At 70.0% G+C, this 17,473-nt stretch carries 13 protein-coding genes; 8 read left to right on the top strand and 5 right to left on the bottom strand.

Annotated features, from left to right (window positions below; genetic code table 11):
• Positions 1-90 precede the first annotated feature (90 nt).
• Entirely contained in the window at positions 91-1,089 is a 999-nt protein-coding gene (locus OOK34_RS35075; protein ID WP_267038212.1) for an ABC transporter substrate-binding protein, read from the bottom strand.
• A gap of 494 nt (positions 1,090-1,583) precedes the next feature.
• Here OOK34_RS35075 and OOK34_RS35070 point away from each other — a divergent pair, with 494 nt between their 5' ends.
• From OOK34_RS35070 to OOK34_RS35060, 3 genes are all read left to right on the top strand, one after another.
• A complete protein-coding gene (locus tag OOK34_RS35070; protein WP_267038211.1) occupies positions 1,584-3,278 on the top strand; it encodes a ribulokinase in 1,695 nt (564 codons plus the stop codon).
• An 84-nt stretch (positions 3,279-3,362) separates the two neighbouring features.
• Entirely contained in the window at positions 3,363-4,874 is a 1,512-nt protein-coding gene (gene araA, locus OOK34_RS35065; protein WP_267038210.1) for an L-arabinose isomerase, read from the top strand.
• Positions 4,875-4,949: 75 nt separating this feature from the next.
• Complete coding sequence (locus OOK34_RS35060; RefSeq protein ID WP_267038209.1) at positions 4,950-5,189, top strand: hypothetical protein; 240 nt, start codon at positions 4,950-4,952, stop codon at positions 5,187-5,189.
• A gap of 22 nt (positions 5,190-5,211) precedes the next feature.
• On the opposite strand, the gene OOK34_RS35055 is transcribed toward OOK34_RS35060, so the two are convergent.
• Positions 5,212-6,423: an ROK family protein gene (locus tag OOK34_RS35055; RefSeq protein WP_267038208.1), complete on the bottom strand. Its 1,212-nt coding sequence runs from the start codon at positions 6,421-6,423 to the stop codon at positions 5,212-5,214.
• Positions 6,424-6,436: 13 nt separating this feature from the next.
• Positions 6,437-7,867: a xylulokinase gene (gene xylB / locus OOK34_RS35050; protein WP_267038207.1), complete on the bottom strand. Its 1,431-nt coding sequence runs from the start codon at positions 7,865-7,867 to the stop codon at positions 6,437-6,439.
• Between the two features lie 93 nt (positions 7,868-7,960).
• Here xylB and xylA point away from each other — a divergent pair, with 93 nt between their 5' ends.
• Positions 7,961-9,133 carry a xylose isomerase gene (gene xylA / locus OOK34_RS35045; protein WP_267038206.1) on the top strand — a complete coding sequence of 391 codons (1,173 nt, stop codon included), beginning with the start codon at positions 7,961-7,963 and terminating at the stop codon, positions 9,131-9,133.
• A gap of 213 nt (positions 9,134-9,346) precedes the next feature.
• Here xylA and OOK34_RS35040 read toward each other — a convergent pair whose 3' ends face one another.
• The gene (locus tag OOK34_RS35040) at positions 9,347-10,777 is read right to left on the bottom strand and encodes a non-reducing end alpha-L-arabinofuranosidase family hydrolase (protein WP_267038205.1); all 1,431 of its coding nucleotides are present in this window, start codon (positions 10,775-10,777) and stop codon (positions 9,347-9,349) included.
• A gap of 1,190 nt (positions 10,778-11,967) precedes the next feature.
• On the opposite strand from OOK34_RS35040, the gene chvE reads away from it, so the two are divergent.
• The 3 genes from chvE to mmsB all read left to right on the top strand — a co-directional run bounded on the left by chvE (position 11,968) and on the right by mmsB (position 15,951).
• Positions 11,968-13,062 carry a multiple monosaccharide ABC transporter substrate-binding protein gene (gene chvE, locus OOK34_RS35035; RefSeq protein ID WP_323183527.1) on the top strand — a complete coding sequence of 365 codons (1,095 nt, stop codon included), beginning with the start codon at positions 11,968-11,970 and terminating at the stop codon, positions 13,060-13,062.
• A 102-nt stretch (positions 13,063-13,164) separates the two neighbouring features.
• A complete protein-coding gene (gene mmsA / locus OOK34_RS35030; RefSeq protein WP_267038204.1) occupies positions 13,165-14,712 on the top strand; it encodes a multiple monosaccharide ABC transporter ATP-binding protein in 1,548 nt (515 codons plus the stop codon).
• A 3-nt stretch (positions 14,713-14,715) separates the two neighbouring features.
• Positions 14,716-15,951: a multiple monosaccharide ABC transporter permease gene (mmsB, locus tag OOK34_RS35025; RefSeq protein ID WP_267038203.1), complete on the top strand. Its 1,236-nt coding sequence runs from the start codon at positions 14,716-14,718 to the stop codon at positions 15,949-15,951.
• Here the strand turns inward: mmsB and OOK34_RS35020 are convergent.
• On the bottom strand, positions 15,924-16,244 hold the full coding sequence (locus OOK34_RS35020) for a hypothetical protein (RefSeq protein WP_267038202.1): 321 nt from the start codon (positions 16,242-16,244) through the stop codon (positions 15,924-15,926). The genes mmsB and OOK34_RS35020 overlap by 28 nt on opposite strands.
• Positions 16,245-16,486: 242 nt before the next feature.
• Here OOK34_RS35020 and OOK34_RS35015 point away from each other — a divergent pair, with 242 nt between their 5' ends.
• Positions 16,487-17,389 (top strand): expansin EXLX1 family cellulose-binding protein, encoded by a 903-nt coding sequence (locus tag OOK34_RS35015; protein ID WP_267038201.1) that lies wholly within the window; start codon positions 16,487-16,489, stop codon positions 17,387-17,389.
• The last annotated feature ends 84 nt before the right edge of the window (positions 17,390-17,473 follow it).

Here is a 17,473-nt window from a genome sequence, read left to right as displayed (position 1 = left end):
CCTCCTCTCATGTGTGGGGTGGTGGAGCGGGCTCCGGATGGTGAAGGAGGCACCGGAGCCGGGCCTCCTCCGGCACCGGAACCTGTCGCGTCAGTAGTTCCGGGACGGCAGGGCGGCCGCGGCCTTGTCCTGCGTGAATACGCCCTCCTGGGTCTCGACCCGGGTCGGCACGTTTTCCCCCGCCACGACCTTCTTGGCCAGCTCCATCAGCTGGTCGCCGAGCATCGGGTTGCACTCCACCACGACGTTGATCTTGCCCTCGGTCATGGCGACGAAGGCGTCCTTGATTCCGTCCACCGAGATCACCTTGATGTCCGTACCGGGCTTCTTGCCGGATTCCTCGATGGCCTGGATGGCGCCGAGGGCCATGTCGTCGTTGTGGGCGTAGAGGACGTCGATGTCCTTCTGGGACTTCAGGAACGCCTGCATGACCTCCTTGCCCTTGGCGCGGGTGAAGTCGCCCGTCTGTGAGGCGACGATCTTGAACTTGCCGTCGGCGCGGATGGCGTCGGCGAAGCCGGCCTTGCGGTCGTTGGCTGGTGCGGAGCCCGTGGTGCCCTGGAGCTCGACGATGTTGACCGGGCCCTGCTCGTTCGCGTACGCGCCGGTCAGCCACTCGCCTGCGGACTTGCCCTCCTTGACGAAGTCCGAGCCCAGGAAGGTCTTGTAGAGGGAGGTGTCCTTGGTGTCCACGGCGCGGTCGGTGAGGATGACCGGGATGCCCGCATCCTTGGCCTCCTTCAGCACCGTGTCCCAGCCGGACTCCACGACCGGCGAGAAGGCGATCACGTCGACCTTCTGCTGGATGAAGGTGCGGATCGCCTTGATCTGGTTCTCCTGCTTCTGCTGCGCGTCGGAGAACTTGAGTTCGATCCCGGCCTTCTTCGCAGCCTCCTGGACGGACTTGGTGTTGGCGGTACGCCAACCGCTCTCGGCGCCGACCTGGGCGAAGCCCATGGTGATCGTGCCTCCGGAGCCCGACTTGGACCCGGAGGCCGGGGCGGAGGCGGGGCCCTCGGTCGAGCAGGCGGTCAACGCCGAGGAGGCGAGAAGGGCGGCGGTGAGGACGAGGGCTGCTCTGCGAGCCATGACGGGTGTCCTTTCGGGGGCTACGGATGAGGCTCCGCACGGCCGGTACCGGGCTGCGCCCGCGGTCAGGGGCGTGGCGGGGCCGGGGGCGGGGTGACAGGAGCGGGATGCCCTTGAGGGGGCGCCGTCGCATTGTGAGCGCTAACAAGCCGGGTTCTCAACCCCTTTGCACGCGTTACCTGTCCGTTACCGCGTCACGTGCGGCAACAAGGCGGACTCCATCCGTTCGCGCGACCATCGACCCCGCTACCCGAATCGGAGACCTCAACCCGCCTCGAATCAACGACACATCGAGGCGAGTCCCCGTATACGAAGGCCGCCGCGCCAAGGGGGGCTCCCACATGATCCACGCAGACCCCTTGCCTATCGACATTGTTAGCGCTCACACTGCAAGCTCATCGGATCCTCCGCCGACCGCCAGGATGGTCGGGACGGCATCTCCGGCTGCCGGGCCGCGCCGCGTGCCGCCCACGGCTCCTTCGAAAGGCACTCTGTTGACGTCACCTCATCTCCTCGCGCCCACCCCTCCTTCCGAGGAATCGGAGCAGTACACGGTCGGCGTCGACTTCGGCACGCTGTCGGGCCGCGCCGTGGTGGTGCGGGTCAGCGACGGTCAGGAGCTGGCCGCGGCGGTCCACGCCTACCGGCACGGCGTCATCGACCGGTACCTGCCGCAAGGCGGTGCGCCACTGCCTCCGGACTGGGCCCTGCAACACCCCCAGGACTGGCGGGACGTACTGCGTCACGCCGTCCCGCAGGCCCTGGCGGCGGCCGGGATCGATCCCGCCGCGGTGATCGGCATCGCCACCGACTTCACCGCCTGCACCGTCCTGCCCACGCTGGCCGACGGGACTCCCCTCGCCGAGACCGAGCTCGCCGGACGGCCGCACGCGTGGCCCAAGCTGTGGAAGCACCACGCGGCCCAGTCGCATGCCGACCGCATCAACGAGCTCGCCCACGCCCGCGGGGAGAAGTGGATCTCCCGCTACGGCGGCCGGATCTCCGCCGAGTGGCAGTTCGCGAAGGCCCTCCAGGTCCTGGAGGAGGACCCGCTCGTCTACGAAAGCTGCGCGCGGTGGATCGAAGCCGCCGACTGGATCGTGTGGCAGCTCACCGGAACCGAGTCCCGCAACGCCTGCACCGCCGGATACAAGGGCATCCACCAGGACGGCGCCTACCCGAGCGAGGAGTACCTGGCCGCGCTGAACCCCCGGTTCGCCGACTTCGCACGCACCCGCCTCGAATTCCCCCTCTCCGCTCTGGGCTCACGAGTGGGCTCGCTCAGTACGGAGGCGGCAGCGTGGACAGGGCTGCGCCCCGGCATCGCCGTGGCCGCGGGCAACGTCGACGCCCATGTCACCGCAGCGGCGGCCCAGGCCGTCGAGGACGGACAGCTGCTCGCCATCATGGGGACCTCCACCTGCCACGTCGTGAACGCCCCCGTCCTCGCCGACGTCCCCGGCATCTGTGGTGTCGTGGCCGGCGGGATCGTCGAGGGAACCTACGGCTACGAGGCCGGCCAGAGCGCGGTCGGCGACATCTTCGCCTGGGTGCTGGACCAAGGCGTCCCGTCGGACTATCTCGCCGAGGCAGCCGAGCGCGGCGAGGACCTGCACACCCTGCTGACCCGGAAGGCCGCCGGCCAGCCGGTCGGCGGACACGGACTGGTCGCCCTCGACTGGCTGAACGGCAACCGTTCGGTCCTCGTCGACCACCACCTCTCCGGAGTCATCGTGGGTCTGACCCTCGCGACCCGCCCCGAGGACGTCTACCGCGCGCTGCTCGAAGCCACCGCGTTCGGCACCCGCGTCATCGTGGAGGCCCTGGAAGCAGGCGGCGTACCGGTCCACGAGTTCATCGTCGCCGGCGGACTGGCCAAGAACGAACTGCTGATGCAGATCTACTCCGACGTGCTGCGCCGCCCCGTCTCCCTCGCGGCGTCCGACCAGGGCCCCGCCCTCGGGTCGGCCATCCACGCCGCCGTAGCCGCCGGCGCGCACAGCGACGTACGGACGGCCACCGCCGCCATGGGTCGCCGGCTGCCGGCCGTCTACATGCCCGACGCCCCGCGGGCCGACGCTTACGACGCCCTCTTCGCCGAATACCGGCTCCTGCACGACCACTTCGCCACTGGTGGCCTGCTGCACCGCCTGAGGCACATCCGCGACACGACCCACACCGCGGACTGACCCCCGCCCCCGTTGTCCGTTCCCGAATCCCCACCCGCGCGCCGCCCTCACCAGCGCTGCGGGACGTCACCTTCAGGAGTCCATGTGCCCAGCCGAACATTCCCCGCCCAGGAGATCTGGTTCCTCACCGGCAGCCAAGGCCTGTACGGGGAGGAGACGCTGAAGCAGGTCGCCGAACAGTCGCGGCAGATAGCCGGCGCGCTGGCCGACGCCTCCGGCATTCCCGCGCGTGTGGTGTGGAAGCCGGTACTGACCGACGCCGACGCCATCCGCCGGGTGTGCCTCGACGCGAACGCCGACGACCGGTGCATCGGGCTCATCGCCTGGATGCACACCTTCTCGCCGGCCAAGATGTGGATCGCCGGACTGGACGCGCTGCGCAAGCCGTTGCTGCACCTCCACACCCAGTCGAACGTGGCCCTGCCCTGGGACACCATCGACATGGACTTCATGAACCTCAACCAAGCCGCCCACGGAGACCGCGAGTTCGGGCACATCCAGACCCGTCTCGGCGTACCCCGCAAGACCGTGGCCGGCCACGTCACCGATCCGGTGACGAGCGCACGCGTCGCGGTCTGGGCGCGGGCGGCCGCCGCACGATCCGAACTGGCCACCCTCAAGGTCGCCCGCTTCGGCGACAACATGCGCGACGTGGCCGTCACCGAGGGCGACAAGGTCGAGGCCCAGCTGCGCTTCGGCGTCTCCGTCAACACCTACGGCGTCAACGACCTGGTGGAGGTCGTCGACGACGCGGACGAGACCGAGGTGGCTTCCCTCGTCGAGGAGTACGCCGACCTGTACGACCTGGCGCCGGAACTGCGACCGGCCGGCGAACGGCACGACGCGCTGCGTTACGCGGCCCGCATCGAAGCCGGCCTGCGCACCTTCCTCGAAACGGGCGGCTTCGGAGCCTTCACCACCAACTTCGAGGACCTGGGCGGACTGCGCCAGCTGCCCGGCCTCGCCGTCCAGCGGCTCATGGCCCAGGGGTACGGCTTCGGAGGAGAGGGCGACTGGAAGACCGCCGTCCTGCTGCGCGCCCTCAAAGTGGCTGCCGCCGGCCTCCCCGGCGGCACCTCCTTCATGGAGGACTACACCTACGACCTGACACCCGGCAACGAGCTCATCCTCGGTGCGCACATGCTGGAAGTCTGCCCCACCATCGCCGCCGCCAGGCCCAGCTGCGAGATCCACCCCCTCGGCATCGGCGGGCGGGAGGACCCGGTGCGCCTGGTGTTCGACGCGGCCCCCGGCCCGGCCGTGGTGGTCGGGCTCGCCGACCTCGGCGACCGCTTCCGCCTGATCGCCAATGACATCGACGTGGTGGCGCCCCCTCACCCGCTGCCCGCCCTGCCCGTTGCCCGCGCGGTCTGGCGGCCCCGCCCCGACCTGCGGACCTCCACCGAATCCTGGCTGACGGCCGGAGGACCGCACCACACCGTCCTCAGCACCGCCCTGACCTCCGACCACCTCGACGACCTGGCGGAAATGCTCCGCCTCGAACTCGCCCTCATCGACGAGACCACCACCCCGAGGCAGTTCCGGCGCGACCTCCGCTGGAACCAGGCCTACTACCGGCTGGCACTGGGCCTGTGAACCGCTCGAAGCCCGGGTCCCAGGCGCAGCCACAGACAGAACCAGAGCGGCCTCTGCCGACTCAGGGACCGGGCCATGGAACGGCTGTCCGGTTCGGTCGCGGTCCTGGAGGCGCCGCCGGCATCAGCTCAGGGCACTGACGCGAACACCGCTCAGGCACGACAGGGGGCGGTGCGCAGCGACCTCGTGGTGCGCACGGGACCCCATGTCCGGGTGCCGGTGGGCGCCCGGATTCCGCTGCTGGTCGATCTGGGGCAGCTGTACGTGTTCGATCACACCGGGCGCCAGGCCGTGCCGGGCGCCCTGGCACGGTGAGCTTCTCCGGTCACAGCACCAGTCAGCGGATGGGCAGGCGGGTGGGGTCGGCGATGATCTGTTGGACCGTCGACCATGCCGCACCCAGGACCGGTCCGCGGCGCCCCAGGGCGGAGGGGCGTACCGCCTCCGGGTTCCAGGGCCGGACGGTGACCCTCGCCGCCAGTTCGGCGCGTACCGACGGGAGGAGCCACTCGGCGAGTTCGGTGTAGGCGCCGCCCAGAACGAGGCCGTCCGGGTCGATCAGGTTCACCGCCGAGGTCAGGGCGAGGCCCAGGGCCCGCCCTGCGCGGTCCAGGGCGCGCAGGGTCGCCGCGTCCCCGGCGGCTGCCCGCTCGGCGAGCAGGGCCACCGGGTCGCCGACGTGTCCCAGCCCGGCCTCGCGCAGCACGGCCGCTTCGCCCGCGTACTGCTCCAGGCAGCCGCGTGCCCCGCAGGCGCAAGGGGTGCCCTCCGGGTGGACGGGCAGGTGGCCGAGTTCACCCGCGAAGCCGCGGGCGCCCCGGAACAGCTGTCCGCCGATGACCAGTGCGGCACCGATTCCGGCCTCGGCTGAGACGTGTACGAAGGTCTCGGCGGGGTTGCCCCGGTGCCACTGCTCGGCCAGCGCCCCGAGGTTGGCTTCGTTCTCCGGCTCGGGCGCGGTGTCGGGGTCGGGCCAGTGGTCGGCGGGGCGCACTGCCTGCCAGCCGAGGTTCGGCGCGTTCGCGACCAGCCCGCTCGGCGTGTTCGGCACCACCCCCGGCACGGCCAGGACGCGGCCCTCGACGCGCAGGCCGAGGGCCGCGGCCTCGGACTCCGCCTCGGCGCCCAGCGCGGCGGCCTCCGCCAGCACCTCTCCGGCCGGCCGGCCCGCGTTGGCCCGCTCCACGCGACGCCAGACCCGGGGTTCACCGCGCAGGTCCACGACGCACGCGGCGAGATGGGTGACGCCGATCTCCAGGCCGAGGCCAGCGGGACCCCGGTCGTTCAGGGCCAGCGCCCGTCCGGGACGGCCGACCCGTCCGCTGGGCGCGGTCTCCGTCTCGGTCAGCGCTCCCCGGCCGATGAGCTCGTCGACCATGGAGGAGACGGCCGGCCTGGTCAGGCCCGTGTGCCCGGCCACGTCCGCCCGGGAGAGCCGTCCGTGCGCGGCGACCACGCCGATCACCACCGCGAGGTTCCGCCGGCGCATCCCCTGCTGCGAGGCGGGCGCGAGTTCCATGCCCCCGCTCGCCCTGCCGGTCCCCGTCATCGACCCGACCCTCCTATCGTTCTCCCGGCGGGACCTCCTGCAGGGCCCGCGCCCGCCGCAGCGTACTGGTGATCCGTTCGAGCGTGTCGTCGTCACGGGGTACGGGCTCCAGTACCCGGCCCTCGGCGGTCCGCCAGCGCCGGGCGACGGCGTCGGCAGGCTCACCAGTGAGCAGTGCGGCGGCCTGGGCGGCGGCCCCGAGCGCGACCAGTTCCCGGGCTTCGGGCACCTGGACCGCTCGCCCGGACAGTCGCAGGACGGTCCTCTGCCAGGCCCTGCCGCGGGCTCCGCCGCCGATCAGCAGCAGTGGTTCGTCGGGGGCGGGGTTCTCCCCTCCGGCGCGCAGTACGTCGTCCAGGGCCGCGAGCAGGGCGTGGGCGGCGCCGTCGTAGGCGGCCTGGAGCAGCCGGCCCGGCGTGGTGTCGTGGCGCAGGCCGTGGACCAGGCCGGAAGCACCCGGGAGGTCCGGAGTGCGCTCGCCGTCCAGATAGGGAAGCACCACCACCGTGCCGCCTGCCTCGACGTCCTCGCGGTCACGGCCGACGAGGGCGGCGAAGCGGTCGACGGCGAGGGTGCAGTTGAGCGTGCAGGCGAGCGGCAGCCAGCCGCCGAGGGCATCGGCGAAGCCGGCGACGGTTCCGCCCGGGTCGGCGGGCCGGGTCCGGCCGACGGCGTAGACCGTGCCGGAGGTACCGAGGCTCAGCACCGGACGTCCGGGGGTCAGGCCCAGGCCGAGGGCGGCGGCCATGTTGTCACCGGTCCCGGTCGCCACCAGTGCGCCCTCGCGCAGCGGCATCCCGGCCCGGACGACGCCCGCCCGGGCTCCCGGCGCCAGGACCTGTGGCAGCAGCCCGGGGTCGAGGCCGATCCGGCCGAGGACGTCCTGGTCGTAGCCGTGCGGGCCCCACCAGCCGGTTCCCGACGCGTCTCCGCGGTCCGTCACCGCCTCACCGGTCAGCCGCTCCGTCAGAAAGTCGTGGGGAAGCCGGACGGCCGCGACGCGGTCGGCGGCGGCACGCTCGTTCGTGTGCAGCCAGGCCCACTTGGCGGCCGAGAAGGCGGCCGTGGGGACGCTTCCGGTGCGGCGGGCGAGCTCTGCCGCACCGAACGCGGCTACGAGTTCGGCGGCCTGCGGGGCGGAGCGGACGTCGTTCCAGAGCAGTGCCGGGCGCACCGGCCGTCCGGCCGCGTCGAGGGTGACCAGGCCGTGCTGCTGGCCCGCGATCGAGCAGGCGGCGGCGCGATCCGCCCAGCCGGTGCCCGCCATGGCCTCGCCGAGCGCCCGCCACCACTGTTCGGGGTCGCTCTCGCGTCCGGCGCCCGCGCTGACGGCGTGCGCGGCTCGGCCCTCGCCCACGACGGCGCCTGTGTCGATGTCGACGGCGAGGGCTTTCGTGGACTGGGTCGAGCTGTCGACACCGATCACGACACGCTGAGCAGACATGCGTTCCTCCGGTGGGGTTCCTTCTGGCGTCTCGGCATACTAATTTGTTTTTCGCCATTACAAATAGCCCTCGGCCCTGAACCGGAGCTCCTCATGACCAGCGACCCGCTCGTCCCCACTCCCGCGCACAGGTTCACCTTCGGTCTGTGGACCGTCGGCTGGCAGGGCCGGGACCCCTTCGGCGACGCCACCCGACCCGCCCTCGACCCGGTCGAGACCGTGGAGCGGCTGGCCGAGCTCGGCGCCTACGGCGTCACCTTCCACGACGACGACCTGATCCCCTTCGGCGTCGGCGACGCCGCCCGCGAGCAGGCGGTCAAGCGTTTTCGCACCGCACTCGACACGGCCGGGCTGAAGGTGCCGATGGCCACCACCAACCTCTTCACCCACCCGGTGTTCAAGGACGGCGCCTTCACCGCCAACGACCGTGACGTCCGCCGGTACGCGCTGCGCAAGACGATCCGCAACATCGACCTGGCCGTGGAACTCGGCGCCTCGGTCTACGTCGCCTGGGGCGGCCGCGAAGGCTCGGAGTCGGGCGCGGCCAAGGACGTGCGCTCCGCCCTCGACCGGCTGAAGGAGGCCTTCGACCTGCTGGGCGAGTACGTCGAGAACCAGGGATACGACCTGCGCTTCGCGATCGAACCCAAGCCCAACGAGCCGCGCGGCGACATCCTGCTGCCCACCATCGGCCACGCCCTGGCGTTCATCAACGAGCTGGAGCGGCCCGAGCGGGTCGGCCTCAACCCGGAGGTCGGCCACGAGCAGATGGCCGGGCTGAACTTCCCGCACGGCATCGCCCAGGCCCTGTGGCACGACAAGCTGTTCCACATCGACCTCAACGGTCAGACCGGCATCAAGTACGACCAGGACCTGCGCTTCGGCGCGGGCGACCTGCGCCAGGCCTTCTGGCTGGTCGACCTGCTGGAGTCGGCCGGCTACGACGGCCCCCGTCACTTCGACTTCAAGCCGCCGCGCACCGAGGACTCCGCCGGCGTCTGGGCTTCGGCGGCCGGCTGCATGCGCAACTACCTGCTCCTGGCGGAGCGCGCCCGCGCCTTCCGGTCCGATCCGGAGGTCCGGGCCGCGCTCGCCGCCTCCCGGCTGCCCGAACTGGCCCTCCCCACCGCCGCGGACGGCCTGGCCGGGCTACTGGCCGACCGGTCCGCCTTCGACGAATTCGACGTCGACTCCGCCGCCCGCCGCGGCATGGCCTTCGAGCAGCTGGACCAGCTCGCCCTCGAACACCTCCTCGGCGCCCGCTGAGCCGGTGCACCCAAGAGCCGGGCCGTGGCGTTCCACGGCCCGGCTCCGCTACGCCTTGGCCGCCGGTACAGGATGAGGAACCCCAGCCGATGCGCGGCTGGGGTTCCTCGGTGCGGTGAGTATCGGTCAGCAGGTGGAGTTGCCCACGCCGTAAACCGCTCGTCTACGCGTCGACGGACCGCACCCCATCGCGATCACCGCGGTTCAGGCGGGTCAGCGCTGCAGGGTGAGCAGACCCGGCCGGTACGGCAGCTTCAGGTAGTCGGTGCCCTCCGGTGTGTTGGTGGGGAGGCCCTGGTAGAGGAACTGCAGGTTGCAGGGATCGATGGTCATGGTCTGGTCGGGGTTGTTGCGGACCAGGTCACCGTGGCTGACGCCCTTGGCCCAAGTGGAACCGCTGTTGGCCTGACCCGCGAAGGGGCTGCTCTCGCTGCCGGCCTGGACGGTCCACGGACCGTTCAGGCTGGAGGCGGTGAACGAGCGGAAGTAGCGGTTCGAACCCTGCGCCTCAACGATCATGAGGTACTGGTTCCGGCCCTGGACCTTGTAGACCTCCGGCGCCTCGAACAGAAGGTCCGTCGCGTCGCTCATGACCGTCGTGTACGAGGAGCCGAAGTTGCCCGGGAAGTTCCCGATCGGCATGCTCGCCCGGTAGATCTTCCCGTTGTCGGCGGCGAAGAACAGGTACATGTTCTGGTCATCGGCGATCATGGTCGGGTCGATCGGGGCGTCCCTCCGGTCCCCGGGTCCCACGGGCAGGCTGCCGGTGAACAGCGGCTGCGCGGCGGACCAGCCGTTGGGGTTGGTGGGGTCGCTGGACGTGCGGTAGTAGAGCGGCCACTGACTCCACTGGGACACCATCACCCAGACGTTCTTGGGCGCGAAGTAGAACAGTTCGGGCGCCACCGCGGGCTCGTTCATCCCGGTCTGGGTGGCCGCCCCCATGTCCGACCAGTTCGTGAAGGGACTGAACGCCGTCGAGCCCCACGCCGTTCCGCTGGAGGTGGTCGCGTAGACCAGGTGCTTGCCGTTGTACGTGGTGGTGGTGAAGTCCTTCAGCGCGAGCTGCCCGTTCGCCGGCTGCGCCAGCGGAGCCGTCGAGGTCCACCGGTAGGTCGACGGAAGAGCACACGCGTTGCTCGCCCCGGACAGGCCGGTCCACTTCTGGTTGGTGCCAGCGTGGCACGACCAGATCTGCACCCCCGTGCCGTTGGCCGTACCCCAGCCCGAGACCTCCAGGCACAGCCCGGACCGCACGCCGACGATCGTGCCGTCGGGGTTCACCCGCCACTGCTGGTTCTCACTGCCGTTGCACGTCCAGATCTGCACCGGGGTCCCGGACGTGGTGGCGCCGCCCCGGACATCCAGGCACTTGTTGCCGTACACGGTCAGCTGGTTGCCGTCCGTCAACGTCCACTGCTGGTTGATTCCACCGTGGCAGTCCCAGATGTGGACGTTTGCGCCGTCGGTCTGACTGAAGCCCGCCACATCGAGACAGCGGCCGGAAGCAACGCCGCGCAAGTCGCTGGTGGTGGCCGCCTGAGCCGGGCCGGCGACGAGCAGCGCCGCCAACGCGGCCAGGGCGGCAACCGCGGCTGCGAGCACCGCGGACAGGTGTCTGCGGCTGGAACTCTGTCTGCGCATTGAGATCTCCTTTGTGACCGGATGAGCCGTCACACGGTTCAGGCAGGGGCGACCTGTCCTCGGCACCTGCGGATCCGGCTGGATCGGGCACGGCGCGTCGGAGCGGCGGCAAGGTGTGGCCCCTGAGGTGATGGGGGACGCCGGAGCATTGTTAGCGCTAACAATTTGCAGTTCGCACATCGGCGTTGGAGGCAGGAGACCAGGGGCCTGAGCGACTGTCAAGATCTTCTGCAAGAATCCGTCGGATCACTGAAGCAGAATCAGGACAGTCAACCGCACGGGGATTTGCTGGAGTTGAGGCCCAGCAAGTCGGCCTCAACCCGTAGCGGCACGGCACTGCCCACCTGAAGTCAAGCGACTCTGCCCGCGCACGATTCCCTCCGCCGGCTCGTCGTCACACTGTTCCCGCAGACGACCTCGCCGACGTTGTCTTGCAAAGCGATCGAGTCGCGAATCCCCATGGGCGGTCGAGTCGTCGCGGGGCTCCGGGCGGCCAAGTTGCCTAAGCCGTATCAACCGCAACACGCACGCGCCATACCCAGAGCCCCTGGGCTCCGGCGGTCCTACGAATGAGCGGTCCGAACCTGCAGTAAAAAACGTAAGACCAGGCAACCAACCCCGGCCGCCCAGGTCCTGTACGCCGCGGTGGCCGAGACCGAGCAGCAAGTACCGTGCCTGGTAGCCGCCTCAGGCCCCGGATCTGTTCTCCACCGCAGCCATGGGACCCTCGGCCGGCTGCTGGATCCGACCGCGACGTGCGGCACGGAACCGACGCGCCGGGCGGGGCGGGCCCCGCGAAACCCCGTCACACTCCCGTCCTCGAGCAGACGAACGGCCGACGGTAGGCTGGCGGGTGCCCAGAACCAAGATCCGGTCCACTCGTGGATACGCCTCACCCCAGCCGCAGAAGCCGCCGCTTGGGGTCAGCCCGCCCCGGACGTGCTCGATGGGCGGGCGCATCGCGGAGAACGGCGATCCCCCGCAACTTCGTTGCCCCAACGGCGATCCGAACAGACCCTTGACGGCACACTTGTGAGCGTTAACACTCAGGTATCGCCAGGCCGGAGCCGCCGCGAACCCGGACTTCACACAGTGCGAGGAGACGGCTCCCGGCCGGCCCCGCTCGACCGCTTCCGGCTTCTCCCAACCGGGTCGCACCGTGCCGGTCGCGGAACATCACTGGAGGAACTGTGCGGAAGCTTTCAGCGGGCCTTGTCACCCTGGGTCTGACGCTGTCGCTGGCAGCCTGCGGCCAGAGCGCCAACGGAGCAGGCGAGGGTGGGGCCGGCGGGGAGGCCAAAGGCGGCCTCGTCGGCATCGCGATGCCGACCAAGTCGTCGGAGCGCTGGATCAACGACGGCAACAACATGGTCAAGGAGTTCCAGGCCAAGGGCTACAAGACCGATCTCCAGTACGGCGACAACGTCGTGGAGAACCAGGTCTCCCAGGTGGAGAACATGATCACCAAGGGCGCCAAGCTGCTGGTGATCGCCGCCATCGACGGTTCCTCGCTCACCAACGTGCTGCAGAAGGCTGCCGACGCCCACGTCCCCGTCATCTCCTACGACCGGCTGATCCGCGGCACCGGGAACGTCGACTACTACGCGACCTTCGACAACCACAAGGTCGGCGTCCTCCAGGGCAGTTACATCGTCGACAAGCTCGGCCTCAAGGACGGCAAGGGCCCCTTCAACATCGAGCTGTTCGCCGGCTCACCGGACGACAACAACGCCACGTTCTTCTTCAACGGTGCGATGAGCGTCCTCAAGCCGTACATCGACGACAAGAAGCTGGTCGTGCAGAGCGGCCAGACCTCCTTCAACCAGATCGCCACGCTGCGCTGGGACGGCGGCCTCGCCCAGTCCCGGATGGACAACCTGCTGAGCAAGTCGTACACCGCCGCGCGCGTCGACGCCGTGCTCTCGCCGTACGACGGCATCTCGATCGGCATCATCTCCTCGCTCAAGGGCGTCGGCTACGGTGCCGGCCAGCCCATTCCCGTCGTCACGGGCCAGGACGGCGAGCTGGCCTCGGTGAAGTCGATCATCGCGGGCGAGCAGACCCAGACCGTCTACAAGGACACCCGCCAACTGGCCAAGTCCGCAGTCCAGATGGGCGACGCGCTGCTGACGGGCGGCAAGCCCGAGGTCAACGACACCGGCCAGTACGACAACGGCGTCAAGACCGTACCGGCGCAGCTGCTCCAGCCGGTCAGCGTCGACAAGGAGAACTACCAGAAGGTCCTGGTGGACAGCGGCCAGTACACCGCGGACCAGCTCAAGTAGCCCACGGAGCCCGACCGACGGGTCCGGCGACGACGAAACGGCGGTGCGACGCCCACGGGACCGCCCGGCGCCGCACCGCCCCGACGATACGGATGCACAACCATGGCCCGACCCGTTCTCGAGATGCGGTCAATCAGCAAGACGTTTCCCGGTGTGAAGGCCCTCTCCGAGGTCAACCTCACCGTCACCGCGGGTGAGGTGCACGCCGTCTGCGGTGAGAACGGCGCCGGCAAGTCCACGCTGATGAAGGTACTCAGCGGGGTCCACCCCCACGGCGGCTACCAGGGCGAGATCTACTTCGAGGGCGAGCCCTGCCGGTTCCGGGACATCCGGGCCAGCGAGCAGCGCGGCATCGTGATCATCCACCAGGAACTCGCGCTGGTGCCCTACCTGTCCATCGCCGAGAACATCTTCCTCGGTAACGAGCACGCCACCCGGGGCGTCATCAGCTGGCACAAGACGCTGACCCACGCCGCCGCACTGATCCGGCAGGTCGGACTCGACGAGAGCCCGCACACCAGGATCGCCGATCTCGGCGTGGGCAAACAGCAGTTGGTCGAGATCGCCAAGGCGCTCGCCAAGAAGGTCAAGCTGCTCATCCTGGACGAGCCGACGGCCGCCCTGAACGACGAGGACAGCCGCAAGCTGCTCGACCTGATCCTCGAACTCAAGGCACAGGGCATCTCCTGCATCCTCATCTCGCACAAGCTGAACGAGATCGCCCGGGTCGCCGATGCCGTCACCATCCTGCGCGACGGGCGGACCATCGAGACCATCGCGATCGGTCCCGAGGGCATCTCCGAGGAGCGGATCATCCGCGGCATGGTCGGCCGCGACCTGGAACACCGCTACCCCGAGCGCGCCTCCGAGATCGGCGAGGTCGCCTTCGAGATCGAGGACTGGAGCGTCCAACACCCGATCGACCACCGGCGCAAGGTGGTCGACGGCGTCTCCCTCAACGTCCGTCGAGGCGAGATCGTCGGCATCGCCGGCCTCATGGGCGCAGGCCGCACCGAACTGGCCATGAGCGTCTTCGGCCGCTCGTACGGGCGGTGGACCGGCGGCCGGGTGCGGCTGGACGGCCGGGAGATCCGTACCAGGACGGTGCCGGAGGCGATCGGGCACGGCATCGCGTACGTGACCGAGGACCGCAAGCAGCTCGGCCTCAACCTGGGCGACGACATCAGCCGGAACATCTCTCTGAGCGCCCTCGGCAAGGTCGCCCGGCGGGGCTGGGTCGACCGGCACGAGGAGGCGAGGGTCGCCGAATCGTTCCGGCGGACCATGAACATCAAGGCCCCCTCGGTGTTCGCGCAGACCGGCAAACTCAGCGGCGGCAACCAGCAGAAGGTCGTCCTCAGCAAGTGGATCTTCGCCGAGCCGGAGGTGCTGATCCTCGACGAGCCCACCCGGGGCATCGACATCGGCGCCAAGGCTGAGATCTACACCGTCATCGCCGAACTCGCCGCCCAGGGCAAGGCGGTGCTCGTCGTCTCCTCCGAACTCCCCGAACTCCTGGGCCTGTGCGACCGGATCTACACCATGGCCGAAGGCCGGATCACCGGTGAGGCCAACCGCGCGGAAGCCACCCAGGAATCCCTCATGCGGCTCATGACCATGAGCGCGGCATACCCCGACAAGCAGGTGTGAGGCATGGCCCAGACCAAGACCACCCCAGACACCACGCCCCGCACACCGGAGCCCGGCCGACGACCGTCGGCCGGTGCCGTACTGGCCCGAGCGCTGCGCGGCAACCTGCGCCAGTACGGGATGCTGCTCGCGCTGGCGCTGATCGTGCTGCTGTTCCAGTTCTGGACGGGCGGCATCCTGCTCCAGCCGCTCAACATCACCAATCTGATCCAGCAGAACGGCTACATCCTCATCCTGGCCATCGGCATGATGATCGTGATCATCGCCGGGCACATCGACCTGTCGGTCGGGTCGCTCGCCGCCTTCGTCGGGGCGGCCGCGGCGGTGATGATGGTCAAGCACCAGGTGCCGTGGCCCGTGGCGCTGGTGGCCGCGCTGCTGATCGGGGCCCTCGCCGGAGCCTGGCAGGGGTTCTGGATCGCCTATCTCGGGATCCCCTCGTTCATCGTCACACTGGCCGGCATGCTGCTGTTCCGCGGTGGGACCCAGATCCTCCTGCAGGGCCAGTCGGTGGCGCCGTTCCCCAAGGGCTTCCAGAACATCAGCAGCGGCTTCCTCCCCGCGGTCGGCCCCCACACCAACTACCACAACCTCACCCTGCTGCTGGGCTTCGTGGTGCTGGCCGTCGCGATCCTGCAGGAGGTGCGCGGACGGCGGCGGGCCGCCTCGTACGGGCTGGAACCGCTCCCGGCCGGTCTGTTCCTGGTGAAGCTCGGCGCGATCACCGCGGCCGTGGTGGCCTTCACGCTGCTGCTGGCCAGCTACCACGGGGTGCCGATCGTCCTCCTGATCCTCGGCGTCCTGCTGGTCGGCTTCGGATACGTGATGCGCAACTCGATCCTCGGCCGGCACACCTACGCCATCGGCGGAAACGAGGCGGCGGCGAGGCTGTCCGGGGTGAAGAGCAAGCGGGTCGTCTTCCTCGCCTTCGTGAACATGGGCGTCCTCGCGGCCCTGGCCGGGATGGTCTTCGCCGCGCGGCTCAACGCAGGTACGCCGCAGGCCGGCATCAACTTCGAGCTGGAGGCGATCGCCGCCGCCTTCATCGGCGGCGCCTCCGCGAGCGGCGGTGTGGGCACAGTCATCGGCGCGCTCACCGGCGGTCTGGTGCTGGGCGTGCTGAACAACGGCATGTCGCTGGTCGGCGTGGGCACGGACTACCAGCAGGTGATCAAGGGCCTGGTACTGCTGGCGGCCGTCGGCTTCGACGTCTACAACAAGCGCAAGGCCGGAGGCTGACCCTGCGGCCCCGCTCGCGCGTCGACGATCCGCTCGAAGAAGGTCTCGTGCTTGAGGAAGGAGACATCGTACTCACGCCCCGGGTACGGCGGGATCAGCTGCTCGCGGGTGTGCGCGAAGTGGTGGTCCACCCGGGGCTCCGGGCCCACGAGGCTGTGCAGGGCCCCTGCCACCTGCGGAAGTTCCTGCAGCCGACGGACGAAGGATCCCTGCGCACAAGCCTCGGACAGCGGCGTCCCGTACCGCACCGGCGGCACCCCGTCGGCAAGCACCGCCAAGCCCTCGGTGTTCATTTCCGCCGGCATCCGTGCCGCCCGACCCGTTTCCCCGCACTCCCTCGCTCAGTGAGCGGACCGATGCGGGACACCGCTGCCCGGCCGCCCTGAAGGACCCGCCGCGCGCCTGCTTCCCACCGTCGGCAACCTTTTCGCGTCCTGCGGCGACCAGGCAGTGCACCTCGACTCGGACCTTCGAACGGACGGACATGCAAACTGCACGGCAGGCCGCGCGGCAGCGCAGGCGCAGACACAGGCTGATGCTCGGTACAGCGGTGATACTGACCGCCGCGGGCGTCCTCTTCTGCCTGATGACGGCCATGCTCCCCGGCCCCAAGGCCGGGACCGACGCTGGGGCCGACGTGGCCGCCCCCGCCGCCACCCGTACGGGAGCCGCGTCCTCGGCCCCGACGAGCCCAGTACCCCCGGCGGCCGGCTCGCCTGCCGCGGCGACCCCGAGCGCGACCGCCGCAGCAACCACCGCGGCGGCGGCGCCCCCGCCTACGGCGAAGAAGACCCCACCGGCGGCATCCACCCCGGCACCGTCGGCAGGACGCATCCGGCCGGATACCACCTACAAGGGCGTCGCCACCGCCTACGCCGCCGCCGACGGCAACGGCGCCTGCCTGTTCGGCCCGAGCGACGACCTCATGATCGCGGCGATGAACACCACCGACTACGAGTCGTCCAGGGCCTGCGGCGCGTACGTGCGCGTACGCGCCGCGAACGGCGCCTCGATCACGGTCCGGATCACCAACGAATGCCCGCTGCCCTGCGCGCCCGGACAACTGGACCTCAGCGAACAGGCCTTCGCGAAACTGACCGATCCCAAGGTCGGCCGTATCCCGATCACCTGGAGCCTGGTGAGCCCCCGCACGTCCGACACGCTCTCCCTCCGGTACAAGACCGGGTCCAGCGCCCACTGGTGCGGCATCCAGGTGATCGACCACCGGAATCCGGTCGCACGGCTGGAGGTACGCACCAGCCAGGGCTGGCGGAAGCTGCCCCGTACCGACTACAACTACTTCCTCTCCGCCGACGGCGGTGGGTGCGGCGGCGCGATAAGGATCACCGACATCTACGGAGAGCAGTTGACGGTCGACGGGACCGCGCTGCTGCCGAACGTCGCACAACCGACCAGGGTCCAGTTCGCCGCGCACTGAAACCTCACCGCGGCGGGGTGGCGGAGCCGGGGCACGTCGCATCGGCGCGCCCTGGCCAACCGGGCACTGGTACGCTGCCGCCCG

Origin of the sequence: Streptomyces sp. NBC_00091 (genome assembly GCF_026343185.1) — a bacterium.
GTDB lineage: Bacteria > Actinomycetota > Actinomycetes > Streptomycetales > Streptomycetaceae > Streptomyces.
Note: the sequence above shows the minus strand (reverse complement) of the source record. Positions and strands in the feature narration are given on the sequence as shown.

What these genes read in the sequence shown, in the direction of transcription:
- OOK34_RS35075 (WP_267038212.1), bottom strand. Translation starts at nt 1,089, where the DNA reads ATGGCTCGCAGAGCAGCCCTCGTCCTCACCGCCGCCCTTCTCGCCTCC.
- OOK34_RS35060 (WP_267038209.1), top strand. Translation starts at nt 4,950, where the DNA reads ATGGAACGGCTGTCCGGTTCGGTCGCGGTCCTGGAGGCGCCGCCGGCA.
- OOK34_RS35055 (WP_267038208.1), bottom strand. Translation starts at nt 6,423, where the DNA reads ATGACGGGGACCGGCAGGGCGAGCGGGGGCATGGAACTCGCGCCCGCC.
- xylB (WP_267038207.1), bottom strand. Translation starts at nt 7,867, where the DNA reads ATGTCTGCTCAGCGTGTCGTGATCGGTGTCGACAGCTCGACCCAGTCC.
- xylA (WP_267038206.1), top strand. Translation starts at nt 7,961, where the DNA reads ATGACCAGCGACCCGCTCGTCCCCACTCCCGCGCACAGGTTCACCTTC.
- OOK34_RS35040 (WP_267038205.1), bottom strand. Translation starts at nt 10,777, where the DNA reads ATGCGCAGACAGAGTTCCAGCCGCAGACACCTGTCCGCGGTGCTCGCA.
- mmsA (WP_267038204.1), top strand. Translation starts at nt 13,165, where the DNA reads ATGGCCCGACCCGTTCTCGAGATGCGGTCAATCAGCAAGACGTTTCCC.
- mmsB (WP_267038203.1), top strand. Translation starts at nt 14,716, where the DNA reads ATGGCCCAGACCAAGACCACCCCAGACACCACGCCCCGCACACCGGAG.
- OOK34_RS35020 (WP_267038202.1), bottom strand. Translation starts at nt 16,244, where the DNA reads ATGAACACCGAGGGCTTGGCGGTGCTTGCCGACGGGGTGCCGCCGGTG.
- OOK34_RS35015 (WP_267038201.1), top strand. Translation starts at nt 16,487, where the DNA reads ATGCTCGGTACAGCGGTGATACTGACCGCCGCGGGCGTCCTCTTCTGC.